Raw genomic sequence first — 19,080 nt, 5'->3', positions numbered from 1 at the left:
GGGCCCGTCAACGCTTGCCGAGTTTCTCGACGCGGTCCAGCAGGCTGATCCAGAACGCCGCCGGCAACTCGGCCGACAGCGGCACGGCGAAGTGCCATTCGGTCGCGAAGGCCTTGCACTTGACCGCGTCCTTCTCGGTCATCAGCACCGGCAGTTCGCTGCCGAAGCGCAGATCGGACGGCTGGTAGGCATGGTGATCAGCGAAGGCATGCGGCACCACGCCGATGCGATGCGCGCGCAGCATGTCAAAGAAGCGCTGCGGATTGGCGATACCGGCCACCGCATGCACGCGCTGGCCCTGGAAATGCGAGAGGCGCCGCGCGCGGCCGCCCTGCAGCGGCTGTGCGCTGTCGATGCGCAGCTGCATCGGCCATTCGCCGAAGCCGCAGGCGGTCTGCGCTTCGGTGCCCTCGCTGGCCTGGCCCATGTTGACCACGCGGAAATCGCAGTCGCGCGCACGGCTGGCTGGCTCGCGCAGCGGCCCGGCGGGAATCAGCCGGCCGTTGCCGTAGCGACGCTGGGCGTCGACCACTTCAATTTCGATGTCGCGCGCCAGCCGGTAATGCTGCAGGCCGTCATCGCAGACGATGATGTCGCAGCCCGCCTCGACCAGCGCCTTGCCGGCCCCGACACGATCCGCATCCACCCGCACCGGCGCACCGGTTTTCCAGGCGATCAGCACCGGCTCGTCGCCGCCGACGGCGGTATCGGTACTGGCCAGCACCCAGCGCGGGGTGCCCGCATCGTCGCGACCATAGCCACGGCTGGCGACCCCCGGCTTCCAGCCCGCTTCGCGCAGGCGGTTGACCAGCGCGATCGTCAGCGGGGTCTTCCCAGTGCCACCGGCGGTGACATTGCCGACCACCACCACCGGCACCGGCAGCGAATGCCGTTTCAGCCAGCGACGGCGATACGCCATCCTGCGCAGCGCGATCGCCGCACCGTACAACGGTGACGCCAGGCGTGCCAGGAACGGAATGGCGCTGCCGTCATACCAGTACGACGGCGTGTGGGTGCCCTTGCCTGCCATCAAGGCTGCCTTTCGCGGAACTGCATCTTGTGCAGGTGCTCGTACAAGCCACCCAGCGCCAGCAGTTCGTTGTGCGTGCCACGCTCGACGATGCGGCCATGGTCCATCACCAATACCTGATCGGCATGTTCGATGGTGGACAGACGGTGCGCGATCACCAGCGTGGTGCGCTCGGGCATCAGCCGCTGCAACGCATCCTGCACCAGACGCTCGGACTCGTTATCGAGCGCGGCGGTGGCTTCATCCAGGATCAGGATCGGCGCATCGCGCAGGATCGCGCGGGCGATCGCCAGGCGCTGACGCTGACCGCCCGAGAGCAGCGCACCGTTCTCGCCGACCGGCGTCTGCAGCTGCTGCGGCATGCGCGCGATGAACTCCCACGCATTGGCCGCTTCGGCCGCAGCGCGGATCTGCGCTTCGGTCGCATCCATGCCGTAGGCGATGTTGGCGCCCACGGTGTCATCGAACAGCATGACCTTCTGCCCAACCATGGCTACCTGGCGACGCAGGTCCGCCAGCGGGTAATCGTCCAGCGCCACCCCATCCAGCGTGATGCGGCCACCGCTGGGTTCGTAGAAGCGCGGCACCAACCGGATCAGGCTGGTCTTGCCGCTGCCGGAACGGCCGACAATTGCCGTCACCGTGCCCGGCTTGGCCACGAAACTGATGTCGTCCAGCGCGATGCCGGTATCCTCGCGATAGCGCAGCATCACGTGCTCGAAGGCGAGCTCGCCCCGTGCGCGGCCGATCCTCTGGATGCCTTCGTCGCGCTCGACGGGCATATCGAGAATCCCGAACAGGCGCTCGGCCGCGGCCACACCGCGCGAGATCGAGGTCTGCACGCTGGTCAGGCGACGCAGCGACGGAATGATCGCCATCATCGAGGTCATCAGGCCCATGAACTGGCCCGCGTTGAGCTTGCCGGCCAGTGCCTCGCGGGTCGACACCCACACGATCACCGCCAGCGCCAGGGCCGCCAGGAACTGCACCGTGCTGGAGGCCAGCGCGCGCGTGGTTTCGACCTTCATGTTCAGGCCGAGCATGCGGTTGGCCAGACGGGAATAGCGCGAGATCTCGTGCGCCTGGGTGCCATGCACCTTCACTTCCTGCTGCGCGGCCAGGGACTGCTCGGCGGTCTGCGCCATGCCGCCCATGCCGTCCTGGATGCCACGGCTGATCCGGCGGTAGCGCTTGCCCACGATCGAGACGATCACACCGATGAGTGGCACCACCACCAGCATCGCCATCGTGACCTTGACGCTCATCTGCAGCATCACCACCAGCATGGCGATGATGGTGAGCGTATCGGCCACCAGGGTCTTGAGCGCATCGGCGCTGGCCTGGGTGACCTGCTCGGTATCGAAGTTCAGGCGGCTGACCATCACCGGCGTGGCTTCAGCATCGAAATGCGAAGACGGCAGATGCAGGTACTTTTCCAGCACCTGCTCACGCAGGTCGCGCACCACGCTGCGCCCGGTGCGGGCCAGCGCGTAATCGCTGACCAGGGTGGCCAGGCTGCGCATCATGAACAACCCGAGGATGGTCAGCGGCAGGATCACCGCCATCCGCGGCTCCGGGTTGACGAAGCCCCGGTTGACCAGCGGCTCCATCAGCTTGGTGAAGCTGTAACCGGCCAGGGCCTCCACCACCATCGCGACCACGGCGGCGACCATGAACACCCAATAGGCACCGGTATACCCGAGCAGGCGCTTGTAGATCGGCCAGACGGGGGAATGTTTCTTGCTCATGGACGCACCTCCGGCGCGGTAGCGATGGCGATGCGGCGGAAGCCCAGCTGGCCCAGAGCATCCTGGGCCGTGACGACAGCCTGGTAAGGCGTGCGCGCGTCGGCGCGCAACAGCACGGTCTGTTCCCGATCGCTGCCGGCGACGGCGGCAATCGTCTGCTTGACCGACTCGACGTCGGTGCGCAGCACTTCCTGGTCGTTGATGAAGTAACGCCCCTCGGCATTGACCAGCACGCTCAGCGAGCGCGGCGGCTCGGTGGTGTCCTGCTGGCTGGCGGTCGGCAACTGCAGCTGCAACGTCGAGCGCGCATCGAAGGTGGTGGTGACCACGAAGAAGATGATCAGGACAAGGATCACATCGATCAGGGGAACCAGATCGATATGCGGCTCGTCCTGGATCCGGTCATTGCGGATGCGCATCCGTCAGCCCTTGACCGTGACCGGTGCGGCGCCGGCCGAACCAGCGGCGGCACGCGGCCCGTTGTTCATCACGCCCGGGCGACCATCAAGCGCATCCAGCAGCGCCGACGCCTCCTGCTCCATCTCGATCACGTAGCCGGCGATGCGGCCTTTGAAATAGCGATGGAACATCAGCGCCGGAATCGCCACGATCATGCCCGTGGCGGTGCAGACCAGCGCCTTGCCGATACCGCCGGCCAGCTGGTTCACATCGCCCACGCCGTGGTCGAGGATGCCCATGAACATCTGGATCATGCCGACCACCGTGCCGAGCAGGCCCAGCAGCGGACCGGCCGAGGCGATCGTGCCAAGGGCATTCAGGAACCGCTCCATGCGGTGAACCAGATGCCGGCCGGCATCTTCGATGCGTTCGCGGATCTGGTCGCGCGGGCGGTTGCGTGCTTCCAGCGCGGTCGCCAGCAGCGCGCCCAGCGGCGAGTTGCCGCGCAGCGACTGGATATGACTCGGGTCGAGCTTGCCGCGCGCGGCCCAGTTGCGCACTTCCTGGCCCAGCCCGGGGGGCAGGACTTCATTGCGCCGCAGGGTCCAGAAACGCTCCAGGACGATTGCCAAAGCCAGTACGCCCAACAGCAGCAGCGGCAGCATCGGCCAGCCACCGGCCTTGACCAGTTCCCACACGTTTCAATCCTCCGGCCCAGCGGCCGCCTGTTTGATCGCCGATAGGATAGCAGCCGGCCGGCTCCGCTCCGCGGCATCCCACCAACGCCGCTCGAAAACCCGTTGTTCACGCACCTGCAGGCCGTCACGCCCGAGCCAGACCCGCACCGCGCCGCTCTCGGAGGTGTTGAGCACCTCGGCGCCCACGGCCTGCCAGCGCTCCACCACCTCGGCACGCGGATGGCCAAACCGGTTGCGGTGACCGGTCGAGACGATCGCCAGCCGCGGCGCGACGGCCGCCACCCAGGCCGGCGTGGACGAACTGGCACTGCCATGGTGCGGAACCACTACTGCCTGGGCCGCCAGCAGCGCGCCTGCGTGCTGGACCAGCAGGGCCTCGCTGCGCTTCTCGATGTCCCCGGCCAGCAGAATCGCCCCCCGGCTGGTTTCCAGCCGCAGCACGCAGCTGCTGTCGTTGGTCGGCTGCGGTTCGTCACGCGGGGGATGCAGCACCCGGAACGTCACGCCATCCCACTGCCAGGATTGCCCGGCATGGCAGGCCGATGCGCGGCCGCGCAGGGCGCCGGGCGGCGCCTGCAGCGTCGCGCCGGGAAAGCTGCGACGCACCCCGCGCAGGCCACCGGTGTGGTCGCGATGGTCGTGGCTGATCATGATCCGATCCAGCCGCCCCTGCCCCAGCGCACGCAGGGTCGGCACCACGATCCGCTCACCGGCATCGAAGCCGTCCTCGGCCCCCGGCCCGGTGTCGTACAGCAGCGTGTGCCGACGCGTGCGCACTGCTACGGCCAGGCCCTGCCCCACGTCCATCACCAGCAGTTCCACCTCGCCCTCGGCCGGCCCATGCCGCGCCGGCCACAGCAACGGCAGGCACAGCAGCAGTGCGGGGACCCGGCCACCACTGCCACGCGGCAGCAGCAGCCAGAACACGCCGAACACGGCCGAGATCAGCGCCCAGCGGTTGGACTGCGGCAGCCACCACAGCGACAGCTCGCTGCGCGCGGCATACCCGAACAGCCACCAGCTCGCCTCGAAACACCACGCGGCCAGCTGCCACGGCCAGCGTCCGGCGCCGTCGATCAGCGCCTCCAATGCAGTGCCCAGCAGGGCCAGCGGCACGACCACCATCGTCCACCAGGGAATCGCCACCAGGTTCACCAGCGGCCCCGCACGCGAGGCCTGCCCGAACAGCGCCACGGTCAACGGCAGCAGCGCCACGGTCGCCACGCCCTGCGCGCTCAGGAACCCCCGCAACCAGCCCTGCTCACGCCCTGGCAGGCACCAGATCAGCCACAGCACGCCGGCGAAGCTCAGCCAGAAGCCGGGTGCAAGGACGGCGAGCGGGTCGAACAGCAGCATGGCCAGCGCCGCCAGGGAGAGCGACTGCGCCACGGTCGCCCGCCGCCGGCTGCAGCGCGCGGCGGCCACCACCGCGATCATCAGCACCGTGCGCACCGTCGGCAGCGCGAAACCGGCCGCTGCGGCGTACAGCGCCGCGACTGCGACGGCCGCCGCCGCGGCCCCCATCGGACGCGGTACGTACAGGCCGAGCATCGGCAGGCACCGCCAGACCCCGCCCGCCAACAGAGCAGCGACGCCGGCCACCACGCCGACATGGAAGCCGGAGATCGCCACCAGGTGGGTCACCCCCAGCGCGCGCAGGTCGTCCCAGTCGGCCTGGCTCAGGCCGCGGGTATCGCCCAGTGCCAGCGCCTGGACGAAGCGACGACCATCGCCCTGGACCGCCCTGGCGATCGCACTGGCCATCCGCTCGCGCCACGCGGGCAATCCGGTTGGCTCACCCAGCGGATGCGCCTGGGCAGGTTCCCGCACGTACCCGCTGCCAGCCACCCGTTGCCGCAACGCAAAACCCTCGGCGTCGAACCCGCCCGGGTTTACCCGCCCGCGTGGCGCCCGGACACGGACCGTGACCGACCAGCGTTCGCCGGCTCGGAGCGTGCGCCGGCGATCATCGGCTGCACCACGGAATCCGTCATACCAGCCCAGGGCGAGGTCCCGGCCGCGGAGTTCGCTTGGCATCGCCGGATCATCATCGACCCGGAACCGGAAGCGGGTGCCCCCGGGACCGTGGTCGGGGAGACTGATCACGCGGCCGTGCAGCGCATGGTCCACCGGCGGCCCACCGGGGGGCAGCTGCTGCGCCAGCCCGGCGTGAGCGTGCATGGCGGCCCAGCCGAGACCGGAAAGAGCAGCACCGAGCAGGCGGAGGCGGGAGGGCAGGATCCAGAGCAGGATGCCGGCAACTGCGGCGGCGACGCCCCACCCCAGCGGCAGCAGCCGGGGCGAGAAGACGATCGCGCAGATGCCGGCCAGCAAAGCGACCACACACGCCTTGCCGAAAATGGGAAGAGACGCGTGTGCCCCCATGCCGCCGGTGTGTAGCACTCGCCGCATGTGCAGCACCCAGGAAACCCTGAGTGTCGACCGCGGGCGCAGTGCGGGGTATCAGTGCAGCATGCAGGGCGTTGTCAGGAAATGCACATAGCAAAAAAGCCAACCCGAGGGCTGGCTTTTCTGTTGTGCCACTTCAGTCTCCGGGACTGAAGTGGTGGGCGGTACAGGGTTCGAACCTGTGACCCCTACCATGTCAAGGTAGTGCTCTACCGCTGAGCTAACCGCCCGTTTTGCTTTCCTGCCCCGCTGCGAATGCGTCGGTGCAGGCCGCGTATATTACGGACGCCCCCCGGAAAGCGCAACACTTTTGTGAAGATATTTCACAACGTGGTGTTCAGCCCAGACTGGCCTCCTTCAACTGGCGGATCTGATCGCGTACGCGCGCCGCATCTTCGAACTCCAGATCGCGGGCGTGCTGGTACATCTGCTGCTCCAGGGCCTGCAGGCGCTTGGCGATCTGAGCCGGCTCCATTGTGCGGTAATCGGTGGACTCTTCGGCCACGCGCCCGCCCTTGCCTTTGCCCTTCCCCTTGCCGCGCGACTCTTTCTCGGCCGCTTCCGAACGCGCGCCTTCGAGCACATCGGTGATCGGACGCAGCACCGATTTGGGCACGATGCCGTGCAGTTCGTTGTATTCGACCTGCTTGGCGCGGCGGCGGTCGGTCTCGTCGATCGCGGCCTGCATCGAGCGGGTCATCTTGTCCGCATAGAGGATCGCCTTGCCGCGCAGGTTGCGCGCGGCGCGGCCGATGGTCTGGATCAGCGACCCGGTCGAACGCAGGAACCCTTCCTTGTCGGCATCCAGGATCGCCACCAGCGACACTTCCGGCATGTCCAGGCCTTCGCGCAGCAGGTTGATGCCGACCAGCACATCGAACTTGCCCAAGCGCAGATCGCGGATGATCTCCACACGCTCGACAGTATCGATATCCGAGTGCAGGTAACGCACGCGGATGCCGTGTTCGGTCAGGTACTCGGTCAGGTTCTCGGCCATGCGCTTGGTCAGCGTGGTGACCAGCACGCGGTCGCCCAGCTTGATGCGTTCGTTGACTTCGGACATCAGGTCATCGACCTGGGTGCCAACCGGGCGGATTTCGACCACCGGATCGATCAGGCCGGTCGGGCGCACCACCAGCTCGGTGATCTCGCCTTCGGTCTCGCGCAGCTCGTACGGCCCCGGCGTGGCCGAGACATAGATGCTGCGCGGGCAACGCTCTTCCCACTCTTCGAAACGCAGCGGACGGTTGTCCAGTGCCGACGGCAGGCGGAAACCGAACTCGACCAGGGTTTCCTTGCGCGAGCGGTCGCCTTTGAACATGGCGCCGATCTGAGGAATGGTCACGTGCGATTCGTCGATCACCAGCAGCGCATCCGGCGGCAGGTAATCGAACAGCGTCGGCGGCGGATCGCCGGCGTTCTTGCCGGTGAGATGCCGCGAGTAGTTCTCGATGCCGTTGCAGTAGCCGACCTCGGCCATCATTTCCAGATCGAACTGGGTACGCTGCGCCAGGCGCTGCGCTTCCACCAGCTTGTTCTGTTCGTACAGCTGTTCCAGGCGGACCTTCAACTCTGCCTTGATCGTGTCCACCGCCGACAGCACGCGCTCGCGGGTGGTCGCGTAGTGGGTCTTGGGATAGATCGTGTAGCGCATCATCTTGCGCAGGCTTTCGCCGGTCAGCGGATCGAACATGCTGATCTGCTCGACCTCGCCTTCAAACAACTCGATGCGCACCGCTTCGCTGTCCGATTCGGCCGGGAACACATCGATCACCTCGCCGCGCACGCGGAAGGTGCCGCGGTGAAGCTCGAACTCGTTGCGGGTGTACTGCAGCTGGGTCAGGTGCTTGATCAGGTCGCGCTGGTCGATCCGCTCACCGGTGGAGAGGATCAGGCGCATCGACAGATAGTCCTCGGGCGCGCCGAGGCCGTAGATCGCCGACACCGTCGCCACCACGATCGCATCCGGGCGCGACAGCAGGGTCTTGGTCGCCGCCAGCCGCATCTGCTCGATGTGCTCGTTGATCGAACTGTCCTTCTCGATGAAGGTGTCCGACGAGGGCACGTAAGCCTCCGGCTGGTAATAGTCGTAGTAGCTGACGAAATACTCGACCGCGTTGTGCGGGAAGAACGACTTGAACTCGCCGTACAACTGCGCCGCCAGGGTCTTGTTCGGCGCCATCACCAGCGTGGGTTTCTGCACCCGCTGGATCACATTGGCGACCGTGTAGGTCTTGCCGGAACCGGTGACGCCGAGCAGGGTCTGCTTGGCGATGCCCGCCTCGAAGTTGGCGGTCAGTTTCTCGATGGCCGCCGGTTGGTCGCCCGCCGGCGAATACGGGGATACAAGTTGGAAACGATCGCTCATGGTGCCGCCACTGCCGGGAAGCCTTCAGTATAACGGCCGGGTTGGTGACGGCCTGTTGAGGGGAGTGCCGACAGCAAAACGCGGCATGAACCGGCGGCGGCGGGGCCTTCGGGCCGCCAGAGTGAAGGTTGCCTGCCCCCTCCTGGACGGTCACCGTGAAACACTCCCGCCCAGCCACCTGCGCCGGCGTGACGCTGATCCAGTCGCTGATCGCGATGGCGGTCATGGCCGTGCTCACGGGCATGGCCCTGCCGGCCATCAAGCAGACCCGGGAACGCCTGCAGGCCGACAGCCTGCGCATGCAGCTGGCCTCGGCGTTGGCGACCGCGCGCAACACGGCGATCACCGAACGGCGCCCGATCGCGGTCTGCCCCACTGACGATGGCGTGACGTGCGGCCGGAACTGGAGCCGGGGCTGGGTGCTCTATGCCCCCGCAACGCCCTCCTCGGCCGAGGCTCCCTCCGCAGGTCACCTGCTGGTGCAGCAGCACGCCCGCTCGCGGCTGAGCGCCGGGGGGAGTCAGTCCAAGCCCCGCATCCAATTCCGGCCGGATGGGCGGCTGAATGGCAGCAATCAGTCAGTCACCTTCTGCCTGGACGGCGCCTCCCAAGGGAAGGTGGTGGTCAGCCTTGCAGGCCGGATACGCAGCGAGCGGCCGCGTGGTCCCGTGGCCTGCTGAGGCACGCGTTGCCCGCCGCGCGGAAACACAAAAAGCAAAAGCCGCGATTGCTCGCGGCTTTTGCAGATCTGGCGCCCGAAGTTGGACTCGAACCAACGACCCCCTGATTAACAGTCAAGTGCTCTAACCGGCTGAGCTATTCGGGCGGGGTGCGCATTCTAGCCAGCATCGGCAGTGTGATGCAAGCACTCCCACACAACCCGCGATATGCCAGCGTCACCAGCACCCGGAGACGGTCTTTTCAGTGGGCTTCTTGCGCCCCGCCTGATCCAGCGCCAACGTGCCGCACTTGTCCTTCGCCTGGGTTCCGCCGGCCACCGGGACGGCCTGGATACCGAACGTACTCGCCGTCGGGTCCTTGTCGAAAGACAGGGTGTAATGTGCGGTGCCATCGCGCGGTGACTGGGTGAACTGCAGCGTGGCGGTGGCGTACGTGTTCTGGACCGTGTGGTAACGCTCCAGGTTCTGGGCCAGTTCCACCAGATCGGCCTTGGCCTGGGCGCGCCGGGATTTCCGCACGGAGTCCTGGTAGGCCGGCATGGCGATGGTGGCAAGGATGGCCACCACGGCCACCGTAATCATCAGCTCGATCAGGGTGAAACCGGCGACCCGGCGGCGCAAAGCGGTCTGCATGGGGGCTCTCGTCATGAAGGTCATCAGCGCACCTGCCGCCAGGACTGGCGTCCGCAGGGGCGCGGCATGTACAGCGGATCCGCACCCGGTGCACGCAGCACGAAGGTGCACTGGTTGGCCTTGATCAACTCATCCACCGTGCAGGTGGCCTTGGTCGGGTCGCACGGGGTCAACTTGGGCACGAAGATGTTGCTGTCCTTCACTGGTGGGCCGCTATTGGTGGCCCCGCCCTTGGTCAGCGCGATGCCGCCGCAGTTGCCTGTGCACAGCGAATCGCCCCCGATGTCCAGACTGAGGCCTGTCATCGATCCAGCGCCGGTGAGCAGATCAAGCGAGTACATCCAGTTGGTGCCGCCACCGCCGCCGCAGACTGCCTGCCCCGGCTCGTAGGTGGTGAATACCACCTTGCGGTCCTGGATGGTCGGATAGCCAACGAAGCGCTCACCGGCCACCACGTCGCCGACGATCAGGTCGGTATACCAGCCGCGCTGGCTCACATAATTGACGGCGTTGCTGCTGACATCCCGCAGCGAGTACCCCCCGCTTCCGGCACGCGAGGTGATCTGCTGCGAGATCAGGTCACCGCGCCCGCCAATCGTCGAGCTCATGTTGTCCCAGACGCCGTACAGCGATTGCACCGGCGAAGACGAACTCACGGAATTGTCGTCATTGGTGAAGTACTGACCGGTGCCGAACACGATGTTGTAGCCACGCCCGGCCGCCTTGGAGACCTCCAGCCCCCCCATGATCGGCTGGGCGACACTGTTGCGGCTGGCGGTGAACAGCGGCGCGCCACTGTAGGCCACGGCCCACTTGCTGGGATCTGGATCGCGGAGGTCGAACTTCCACAGGTTGCCCTGCATGTCACCGCCGTAGACGGTGTCGGCGATCCCGTTGTTGTTGTAGGCGGCCACCGGTGCGACGTTGATCAGGCCGTTGCGCAGCGCATAGCCGCTGCCGCTGGGCGACAGCCGCTTGAGCACCTGCCCGGTCTGGATATCCACCACGAACAGCACCGGCTTGCCACTGGATGCATTCACGCCGTTGCCGAAGATCGCCACGAACCGCGGCGCGCTGTCGGCCGTACTGCCGGAGACCGGGACAATCACCGGCTTGCCCAGCGCGAAGCCCATGTCCGAATCGGTCTTGCCCGAGACTTCCCACAGCACGTCATCCTTGGTGAAAGCCCCCGGATTGCTGATGTTCAAGCCGAACACCGCGCCGTTGCCGACAGCCTCTGCATTGGGCGCGCGGGTGGCGCCACCGGCACCGGTGGAGCCGACCAGCACGGTATGCCAGGCATCGCCGTAATAGACATCCGACGAGGTCAGCGCGCCATCCACGTAGTACCGATGCGAATAGGTCGGATTGGCCAGCTCGGCCATGTGTTGCAGCGATGCGGACGGAATGAACGCGAAGAGTTCATTACCCGCCGTTGTGCCGGTGGAGGCGTCGAAGGCGTGCAGCATGCCGTCGTTCGCGCCGACATACACCATGGTGCTCCGGCTCTTCTTCGCGGTCAGGTAGTCGTTGTACCGGGTCGCCAGCGTCGCTTTCCAGGTGGGCGTGGAGCCCCACGCGCCATAGCCGTAGTTGTCGGCCGTGGACACGATCTCGGTGGTGGAGTTGACGATATCGCCAAGAATCGAGCCACGCGAGCGGAAGCCGCTGATGGCCGAGCCTTTCAGGTAGTTCACCAGATCGGCCACGCTGTGCGAGCCGAACCAGTCGGGAATCGAGCTGCTGAAGCCCATGTTGGCCAACTGGGCCTTGCGGTCCGCACCCGGGACATCGTTTGCTTCGAACGGTGCGGCCGCCACCGGCACCAGCGCCCCGCTCCCATTGACCGTGGTCGGCGAGGTTGCCATGACGATGGTGCGGCCACTGGAACTCATCTTGGTCGAAGCGCGCCACAGCTCGATGTCATCGGTTCCCGTGTCGGACACCTTGCTGGCAACGACATCCCCCACCCAGTCATTCGTTCCGGAGGCGACCTTGTAACTGGCCGAGACCGTGAACGAGCCCGCATTGATACGCGCACCGGACCCGCCGCCAGCCACCGGCGCGTCCCCCTCGGCTGCACTCTCGAAGATCGCCTCCAGGGCAGCCTTGAGCGCGGCCGGGTTACGTGCCAGGAAGTAGTTGTCCGGCGTGCCCGGCACCTTGGTGTCCCACTTGCCACTCGGGACACCGTACTTGGCGGCGTACCAGAGCGGACTCTGCAACTGGTTGGCCTGGGATCCGCTGAGCTTGTAGCGCACCACCGAAGGCTTGGTCCAGTTATTCGGCGGGTTCTCGGTGGAGCTGAGCACCGAGCCATTGCTGTTGCCAGGACGCAGCAGCAGACGCTGCACGTTGTTGGCCGCATTGGAGCCAACGATGGTATAGCCGGTCAGCATCGCATTGCCTGCATACGCCGACAGATTCTCAAGGCGCACCAGCACCTCGTCTTCGCCGATGGTCGCACTCAACAGTTCGTTGGAGCACACGGTATTGTTCGGCGAACGCCAGCACATGTCCGCGATGCCCGCCTTGTCGCCACAGGCTGCGCCGACGCAGTAACTCATCATGGTCACAACGTCGTTGTCATGGTCGTTGCCCCAGAGCGAATCCTCCCAGACCAGCGAGAAACTGCCGGACTTTCCGTCGGCACGGTACGGGCGCCCGTAGACGCGTTTGGGCCCGACCGCCGCCTCTTTGGTCCCGATGCCCACCGAGCCCAGGAAGCAACTGCGCCAGCCATTGCTGTTGAAACCTGCGCCACCCTCGTTGTTGGCCTGGCAAAGAGGAGACAGCGAAATCGTGCCGCCTGCGACGCTGATGTCGAACTTGGGCAGGTTCTCGGACATGGCCACCGTATACGTGGTCGCCGTGACCTTGTAATCGCCCGGCTTTCCTGCCAGGCCCGGCCGCAGGTCCGTCTCGGCGGCCGCCTTGGCCAGGCCCGCGATCAGATAGCTGCCTTCGGTGGACGGAATGTCCGGGCAGATACCGCGGACCAGGCTGAGCTGGTTCACCTCCAGCGCCTGGCAGATATCCTCGTGCGTATTGATCGATGCGTAACGCGGCGTTGCGGTGACGCGCCCGGCCAGGTAGCGCTTGCCATTGATGCCTTCAGCGGCGCCAAGCGCATCCGTGGCGGACTCCGCCGAGGCAAGATGCGGGACCGAGCCGACGTTGTCACTGTCAAAGGACGGCAGACCCGAGGACATCACCAGGATGTTGCAGGTCGCGCAGTACGAATTTCCGCCCTGCGCAGGGCTCCGATAGGGATCTTTCCACTCCACACCGACGGGCAGTCCGGACAGATCGCCGGTGTCGTCATACACCTTCGTGCCGGCACCGACGTAGCGCAGTGCCTCGGCATACATCTCGGCCAGCGGATTGCCCCACGCACTGCACTTCTTGGCCTTGTCACCCGACGTGCCCGGGTCCAGCAGGTTGCCGCGATCACCAAAACCCTGGCGATTGAGGATGCTGTAGTCGTTGCAGTCGTTCCAGTTGTTGCTCCAGTTCCACTGATCGATGCGGAAGTTGGACATCGTGTTGATGATGCCCTCCGTCCCGCTGTTGCGCGCCAGACAGAACTGCCCGGTGGCCAGGTTGATCTCATCGCCGGCATCACACAGCTTGCTGCCGTTGCCGGCGATCTTGCCGATGTTCCTGCGCAGGACCCCGCCATCGCGCGGGTGGGAATAGGTGCCGCTCACCAGGCCGAAACGCAAGCGCCCGCTTTCACCGTAGGCCTGCAGCAGGCCGCTGGGCTTATAGTGATCCTTGGTGCCATCGTTGTACTTGCGGCAGAAGCTCTCGCGATGCGCATCATTGGCGGGGTCACAAACTTCCACCCGGACGTCGTAGTCGGTCGTCGCCTTGGGCGTATCCGCTCCACCCTCGCCGGTACGGTTGACGCCACACTGATACGAAGCCGTGGACGCCCACTCGGACCAGTTGCCACCGGCCACCCGCATCAACGGCGCGCCGTTGGCACTGATGCTTGCGTTGCAGAAGGATGTGGTCGAGGTCAATGGCGTGAAGCTGTTGATATCGGCGCCGGCATATACCTTGACCCAGGCATGCAGGTCGCTGGGAATCTGCGCGCGCTCCAGGACCGTCTTGGCCGCATCATCGGTGGAGCGTTGGCCGCCGTAGAGGACGTAGCGCATCACGTCCAGCCGGCTCATGGTCACCCAGTTGAGGAAGTTGCCCGACCAGCCCGTGCCACCACAGCTGTGCCCGTTGGTGCCGGTCGCCGGACCTGATGCCTTGAAGTGATTGCTGGTGTAGCTGTAGCAGAGTTTTGAATCGAAATAGCCTTCGTACGGGAACTTGTCCTGGTACGTGGTATCGATGATCTTGTCACCGTCCAGATCGCTGTAATCGCTGTAGGCCTTGTTGAACAGCTGCTCATCGCGCGACATCACCATCATCATCAGCGGCGGCTGGCTCTGCTTGGTATACAGCGGCTCCTGCGCGATGTCGTAGTCGCCCAGCGCGGCGCGCAGCGGCACGACGCGACTGAGCAGGAAGCCCACCGCGATGACAAGGAAGCCAATGCGCAGCCAGTTGATCGTGCGCTTGCTGAAATGGAAGCGATCAGAGGTCATGGGATATAGATCGTGTCGACGACCGCACTGGCCGAGGGATTGGTCGGTTCGTCACTGGCCAGTGCAGTGATCTGGTAGATGTTGCCGGTCTCTTCGTTCTGACGCTCACCCACGCGCGCACTGGAGGCTGCGAAGCACTTGTCCAGGCGCCGGGTATAGCTCGCCTTGGCATCAGAGGTCCCGTCGGCCCAGGTCAGGGGATCGAAGATCGGGCTGCACTCTTCCTGCTTTGCCGTGTAGGTTCCGCCGGCTGCCAGGTCGGTATCGATGGTGTTCTCCAGCGTGCGTGCATCAGCCTCGGCATTCTGGAAGGCCAGGTTGGTGCGCAGGTAGTTGGCCGCCATGCGCTCCTGCATGCCGGTCACCTGCATGCCTGCTACGCCGAGAAGGGCAAGCAGGATCAATATGATGAGGGCGACATACAGCACGGCACCGTTCTGGCGGCGCGGTGCGACAAAGGGTTTTGGACGCGATGCCATGGAAGCCTCAATTGCCATAAAGGCGATTACGTACGGCGATCGTGGTTTGATAGACCGTCCGGAAACGACCGTCCGTCGGCGCGGTGAAGGTGACGCCCATGGCTGTCAACGCCGCATCCGCGTTGGCCTGCGCTGCGGCTGACGGATCCGGGCTTTCCAGCACCAGGCCCAGCTGCACTGACCCGACCCGGCGCCACGCATCGGCGGCCGGCGTGATCGAGGCATCCACGTCGGCAGCGGTTCCCTGCCGATCGATGTAGCCGGTGGGCGGCGAGGCGGCGCTGAGCGAGCGATCCTGCCCATACAGCAGCTGCATGTTGCGGACCCCCTCCACCAATGCTTCCGGCGTACCCGCGACCAGGGCTTCACCGGGTTTGGCCGAAAACCGCACGCGATAGAGCGAACTCTGCTTGGTGGTGGCGTCGTAGCCGATGTAATAGACCACGCTCTCCGCGCGGTACAGCATGGCCTGGCCCGGCGTATAGAGGCTGGTGAAGCTGCCGGTGTTGTTCGGCGCGGACTCGAACGTCACGGTACCGGCAGACCCACTCACCGCGCTTGCCTGGAACATGGTGGCGGTCAGGCAGTCGGCGACACCGAACAGGCCCGGCGCTTCCACACCACTTTGGAGAACAGCCCAACGGCTGCTGTCGAAATTGAACACGGGCTTGTCGTCCGTGCCCCCCACCACGGTGACCGGGACACCATCGGGCACCAGAAACCGGAGCGCGACGATGTCGCTGCCGTCCACCCGATTGGTCAGCGCTGCGGCGTATTCCGTCGGCAGCGCCGGGGTGTACTCGATGCCGCCGGTCGACGGTGTGGCACTGAGGGTCAACGGGTCGCCGGGCTTGGTATCGGCGGCCTCGAAGCCCTGGATGGACTGCATGAAATCCAGCGCCGGGTGGCCGCCGGCATCGAACGTCGTATGCATCGAGCCAGGGCTCTGCACGTTGTGACTCTGGTCGTTGACGCAACCGAAGTGGCCGGCCATGCGCAGATCACGCTGCAGGAAGTCCATCGCGAAACGGCCATTCTCCTGCACGCGCGCCAACCCTTCCGAGAGGCGCGAGGCCGTGCGCGAAGCGGCGAACACCTGCATCAGGCCCAACAGCAGGACCAGGCCGATGACCATGGCGATCATCAACTCGATCAGCGAAAGACCGCGTACGCGTTCTCGGGACGACATGGCGCGCATCACAGCTGGGTCCTCGCCGCAAAGGTGGTGTCTGCGGCATCCAGCCAGCGCTCGTCGCCCCAGCTCACGCTGACCGTCACTTCATCGCCGCTGCGGGTCACCTTGGCACTGGCTTCATCGCCCAGGGCCTTGCCCAGCCGGCAGCGCCAGTCCGTCATGTACTGATCCTTGGTGATCTTGGCGCCGATCGGCGATTTGCAATCGGCGGCCTTGGTGGTGGCCGCGTAGGTGCCTACGTAGTTCGTCGCGGCGACGCGGTTGATCCGGATCTGGTCCAGCAGCTCGTAGCTGAGGTTGGTCGCCTGGGTGCGGAAATTCGCGCTTTGCACGAACCGCACGTTCATCGTCTGCAGCAGCGCGAAACCAAGCAGGCCGATGCTCATCACCACGATCGCGATCAGCACCTCGATCATGGTGAAGCCGCCCTGCCCTGCGCGCCGCGCGCCAAGATGTCTTGCCGTCACTTGCAGCTCTCCCGTTCCACACGTACCTGCCCCACCGCCGACAGCCGCAGCGTGCGCTGCAGCGGCAGGTCCCCGCACTCATCGGGCTTGAGGGTGATGTCCAGCGCCGATGCAGCGCGATTTCGACCCCGGCCGTCAAAGGCCAACGTCAGGTTGTTCTCGCTGCCCAGCATCTTGGTCGAGCCAGCCGAGTACCGCAGCACCGGTTCCCCGGAATCGAAACTGCCGCTGCCGTCGGCATCGGACCAGACCATCCAGCCGTCGCCCCAGGTATCACCGTTGCAGCTGGTGCCATCGGATGAGGCGCATACCCCCGCCCCCCGGGTGTTCTTCAGCGCTTCGCTGCGCGCCAGCGCCAATGAAGCGATCAGCTCGTTGGTGGTGGTGGCCGCCCGGTTCGAGCGCAGCACGCCCTGGAAGCTCGGAAACGCAATCACTGCCAGGATGGCAAGCACCGCGATGGTGACCATCAACTCGATCAGTGTGAAGCCGTTGGACCGGCGCAAAGACATGAAACGCTCCCCAGCGTTGATGACACAGAAGATGAACGTCCCGCCGCCGATCAGCAAGAGGCGGCAGGACGAACGGTCGCCCGGAGGCGACAGGCGTCAATCAGTTGACGCAGATCCAGACCGACGGCCGGCCCCTGCCCGCCGCCGGCCCGGTCAGGGCCTCAGGCCATGACCTTGTAGCAGGGCTGGTACTCGCCCGAGATCTTCATGCGGCGCTGTTCGACGAAGGCGCGCAGCAGCTCATCCAGGGCCTGCATCATGTCCGCATCGCCATGGATCTCGAACGGACCGAACTGCTCGATGCGGCGCATGCCGTCTTCCTTCACGTTGCCGGCCACGATGCCGGAGAACGCGCGACGCAGGTCGGCCGCCAGGGCATGCGGCGGACGGCCGTGATGCAGGTCCAGCGCGGCCATCGCCTCGTGGGTCGGCACGAACGGCTGTTGGTATTCCCACGGAATCTCGATCGACCAGTTGAAGAAGAACGAGTCCTTCTGCGCCAGGCGGTGCTCGCGCACGCGCTTGATGCCCTGGGCCATCTTGCGGGCCACGTTGACCGGGTCGCCGATGATGATTTCGTAGCGGCTGGCAGCTTCCTCACCCAGGGTGAGGCGGATGAAGCGGTCGATCTGCTCGAAGTATGGCGCGGCGACGGTCGGGCCGGTCAGGATCAGCGGGAATGGCAGGTCCTTGTTCTCGTCGCGCAGCAGGATGCCCAGCAGATACAGGATCTCCTCCGCGGTTCCGACACCGCCGGCGAACACGATGATGCCGTGGCCGATACGCACGAACGCTTCGAGACGCTTCTCGATGTCCGGCATGATCACCAGGTGGTTCACGATCGGGTTCGGCGACTCGGCGGCGATGATGCCCGGCTCGGTCAGGCCGATGTAACGCGTGGTGGTCTTGCGCTGCTTGGCATGGGCGATGGTGGCGCCCTTCATCGGGCCCTTCATCGCGCCCGGGCCGCAGCCGGTGCAGATGTCCAGCCCGCGCAGGCCCAGCTCGTAGCCGACCTGTTTGGTGTACAGATACTCATCGCGGCCGATCGAATGGCCGCCCCAGCAGACCACCAGGTTCGGGTCGCCCGGGTTGAGGATGCGCGCGTTGCGCAGCAGCCCGAACACCGCGTTGGTGATGCCTTCCGAAGATTCCAGCTCCGCCGCGTACGCCGGGCCCATCTCGATGGCCATGTAGGCCAGATCGCGGACCACCGCGAACAGCAGCTCGGCCACGCCGCGGATGATCTCACCATCCACGAACGCCATCGCCGGTGCATTGACCAGATCGATGCGCACGCCGCGGTCCTGCTGGGCCACCTGGATATCGAAATCGGGATACAGATCGCGCGCCGCGCGCGGATCGTCCGAGGCACTGCCGCTGGTCAGCACGGCCAGCGCGCAGCGGCGCAGCAGCTCGTGCATGCCACCACCGGAGGCATCGCGCAGGCGCGCCACTTCCGCGCGCGACAGCACATCCAGCCCACCGCGCGGGTAGATCCGCGCGTCCTGCACCGGCAGCGTCCGCGCCGGCTTTTCGTTGATCGTCATGTCCATCTTTTTCGCTTTCCTCAAGGTTACCGACTGTACCGCTGCCCCCTTAAAAAGCAAAACGGCCGGGAAACCCGACCGTTGGATGTGTCCTGACCGCGACAGGGGCACTGGGCCGTCGCAATTGCGCTGATTTCCGCGCAACCCATTGAAGATACATCCACGGTGCCGTTCTGGCAAGGGCGCCGAGGCGACAGAACAACGGCAACGCCGGCCCCAAAAAGAAAGCGGCCGGGTTTCCCCGGCCGCGTCCATTTTCTGCATCAGGTGCTGGCGGATCAGAACTTGTTCTTCAGGGTGAGCGG

General features: G+C 65.8%; 14 protein-coding genes and 2 tRNA genes. 1 reads left to right on the top strand and 15 read right to left on the bottom strand.

The features are described 5' to 3' along the window. Nucleotides 1-7: 7 nt before the first annotated feature. The 7 genes from lpxK to uvrB form a co-directional block, all read right to left on the bottom strand. Nucleotides 8-1,030: a tetraacyldisaccharide 4'-kinase gene (lpxK, locus tag QMX81_RS10295; protein ID WP_282261175.1), complete on the bottom strand. Its 1,023-nt coding sequence runs from the start codon at nt 1,028-1,030 to the stop codon at nt 8-10. Beyond that, nucleotides 1,030-2,778: a lipid A export permease/ATP-binding protein MsbA gene (gene msbA, locus QMX81_RS10290; RefSeq protein ID WP_152151472.1), complete on the bottom strand. Its 1,749-nt coding sequence runs from the start codon at nt 2,776-2,778 to the stop codon at nt 1,030-1,032. Before msbA ends, lpxK begins: the two co-directional genes overlap by 1 nt. Then, nucleotides 2,775-3,197: a biopolymer transporter ExbD gene (locus tag QMX81_RS10285; RefSeq protein ID WP_019183376.1), complete on the bottom strand. Its 423-nt coding sequence runs from the start codon at nt 3,195-3,197 to the stop codon at nt 2,775-2,777. Before QMX81_RS10285 ends, msbA begins: the two co-directional genes overlap by 4 nt. A gap of 3 nt (nt 3,198-3,200) precedes the next feature. Next, nucleotides 3,201-3,875 (bottom strand): MotA/TolQ/ExbB proton channel family protein, encoded by a 675-nt coding sequence (locus QMX81_RS10280; protein ID WP_121041686.1) that lies wholly within the window; start codon nt 3,873-3,875, stop codon nt 3,201-3,203. A 3-nt stretch (nt 3,876-3,878) separates the two neighbouring features. After that, a complete protein-coding gene (locus QMX81_RS10275) occupies nt 3,879-6,218 on the bottom strand; it encodes a DNA internalization-related competence protein ComEC/Rec2 (RefSeq protein ID WP_336619086.1) in 2,340 nt (779 codons plus the stop codon). A 221-nt stretch (nt 6,219-6,439) separates the two neighbouring features. Next, nucleotides 6,440-6,514: transfer RNA gene (locus QMX81_RS10270), tRNA-Val, on the bottom strand. Nucleotides 6,515-6,621: 107 nt separating this feature from the next. Next, the gene (uvrB, locus tag QMX81_RS10265) at nt 6,622-8,652 is read right to left on the bottom strand and encodes an excinuclease ABC subunit UvrB (RefSeq protein ID WP_121041682.1); all 2,031 of its coding nucleotides are present in this window, start codon (nt 8,650-8,652) and stop codon (nt 6,622-6,624) included. Between the two features lie 155 nt (nt 8,653-8,807). On the opposite strand from uvrB, the gene QMX81_RS10260 reads away from it, so the two are divergent. Beyond that, on the top strand, nt 8,808-9,332 hold the full coding sequence (locus QMX81_RS10260) for a GspH/FimT family pseudopilin (RefSeq protein ID WP_152151469.1): 525 nt from the start codon (nt 8,808-8,810) through the stop codon (nt 9,330-9,332). 69 nt (nt 9,333-9,401) lie between these two features. Here QMX81_RS10260 and QMX81_RS10255 read toward each other — a convergent pair. From QMX81_RS10255 to ppnN, 8 genes are all read right to left on the bottom strand, one after another. Beyond that, nucleotides 9,402-9,478: transfer RNA gene (locus QMX81_RS10255), tRNA-Asn, on the bottom strand. A gap of 70 nt (nt 9,479-9,548) precedes the next feature. Beyond that, nucleotides 9,549-9,965, bottom strand: a complete 417-nt coding sequence (locus QMX81_RS10250) for a type IV pilin protein (protein ID WP_183073773.1) — start codon at nt 9,963-9,965, stop codon at nt 9,549-9,551. A gap of 23 nt (nt 9,966-9,988) precedes the next feature. Then, nucleotides 9,989-14,572, bottom strand: coding sequence for a PilC/PilY family type IV pilus protein (locus tag QMX81_RS10245; RefSeq protein WP_282261161.1), 4,584 nt, complete (start codon nt 14,570-14,572; stop codon nt 9,989-9,991). Continuing rightward, nucleotides 14,569-15,051, bottom strand: a complete 483-nt coding sequence (locus QMX81_RS10240; protein ID WP_121041674.1) for a PilX N-terminal domain-containing pilus assembly protein — start codon at nt 15,049-15,051, stop codon at nt 14,569-14,571. The genes QMX81_RS10245 and QMX81_RS10240 overlap by 4 nt, the downstream gene beginning before the upstream one ends. Before the next feature lie 7 nt (nt 15,052-15,058). Beyond that, nucleotides 15,059-16,240, bottom strand: a complete 1,182-nt coding sequence (locus tag QMX81_RS10235) for a PilW family protein (RefSeq protein ID WP_259462170.1) — start codon at nt 16,238-16,240, stop codon at nt 15,059-15,061. An 8-nt stretch (nt 16,241-16,248) separates the two neighbouring features. After that, nucleotides 16,249-16,713 carry a type IV pilus modification protein PilV gene (pilV, locus tag QMX81_RS10230; protein ID WP_121041670.1) on the bottom strand — a complete coding sequence of 155 codons (465 nt, stop codon included), beginning with the start codon at nt 16,711-16,713 and terminating at the stop codon, nt 16,249-16,251. After that, nucleotides 16,710-17,225 (bottom strand): Tfp pilus assembly protein FimT/FimU, encoded by a 516-nt coding sequence (locus tag QMX81_RS10225; protein WP_121042207.1) that lies wholly within the window; start codon nt 17,223-17,225, stop codon nt 16,710-16,712. The genes pilV and QMX81_RS10225 overlap by 4 nt, the downstream gene beginning before the upstream one ends. Nucleotides 17,226-17,386: 161 nt before the next feature. After that, a complete protein-coding gene (gene ppnN / locus QMX81_RS10220) occupies nt 17,387-18,775 on the bottom strand; it encodes a nucleotide 5'-monophosphate nucleosidase PpnN (protein WP_121042205.1) in 1,389 nt (462 codons plus the stop codon). Between the last annotated feature and the right edge of the window lie 305 nt (nt 18,776-19,080).

This window comes from Stenotrophomonas sp. PS02301 (assembly GCF_029959485.1).
Lineage (GTDB): Bacteria > Pseudomonadota > Gammaproteobacteria > Xanthomonadales > Xanthomonadaceae > Stenotrophomonas > Stenotrophomonas maltophilia_Z.
The sequence above is the reverse complement of the archived record's forward strand: the minus strand, read 5'-3'. Positions and strand labels throughout refer to the sequence as shown.

Coding starts and splice junctions, on each gene's coding strand:
- QMX81_RS10245 (WP_282261161.1), bottom strand. CDS start 14,572: ATGACCTCTGATCGCTTCCATTTCAGCAAGCGCACGATCAACTGGCTG.
- msbA (WP_152151472.1), bottom strand. CDS start 2,778: ATGAGCAAGAAACATTCCCCCGTCTGGCCGATCTACAAGCGCCTGCTC.
- QMX81_RS10250 (WP_183073773.1), bottom strand. CDS start 9,965: ATGCAGACCGCTTTGCGCCGCCGGGTCGCCGGTTTCACCCTGATCGAG.
- QMX81_RS10225 (WP_121042207.1), bottom strand. CDS start 17,225: ATGTCTTTGCGCCGGTCCAACGGCTTCACACTGATCGAGTTGATGGTC.
- ppnN (WP_121042205.1), bottom strand. CDS start 18,775: ATGACGATCAACGAAAAGCCGGCGCGGACGCTGCCGGTGCAGGACGCG.
- lpxK (WP_282261175.1), bottom strand. CDS start 1,030: ATGGCAGGCAAGGGCACCCACACGCCGTCGTACTGGTATGACGGCAGC.
- QMX81_RS10235 (WP_259462170.1), bottom strand. CDS start 16,240: ATGTCGTCCCGAGAACGCGTACGCGGTCTTTCGCTGATCGAGTTGATG.
- QMX81_RS10240 (WP_121041674.1), bottom strand. CDS start 15,051: ATGGCATCGCGTCCAAAACCCTTTGTCGCACCGCGCCGCCAGAACGGT.
- uvrB (WP_121041682.1), bottom strand. CDS start 8,652: ATGAGCGATCGTTTCCAACTTGTATCCCCGTATTCGCCGGCGGGCGAC.
- QMX81_RS10285 (WP_019183376.1), bottom strand. CDS start 3,197: ATGCGCATCCGCAATGACCGGATCCAGGACGAGCCGCATATCGATCTG.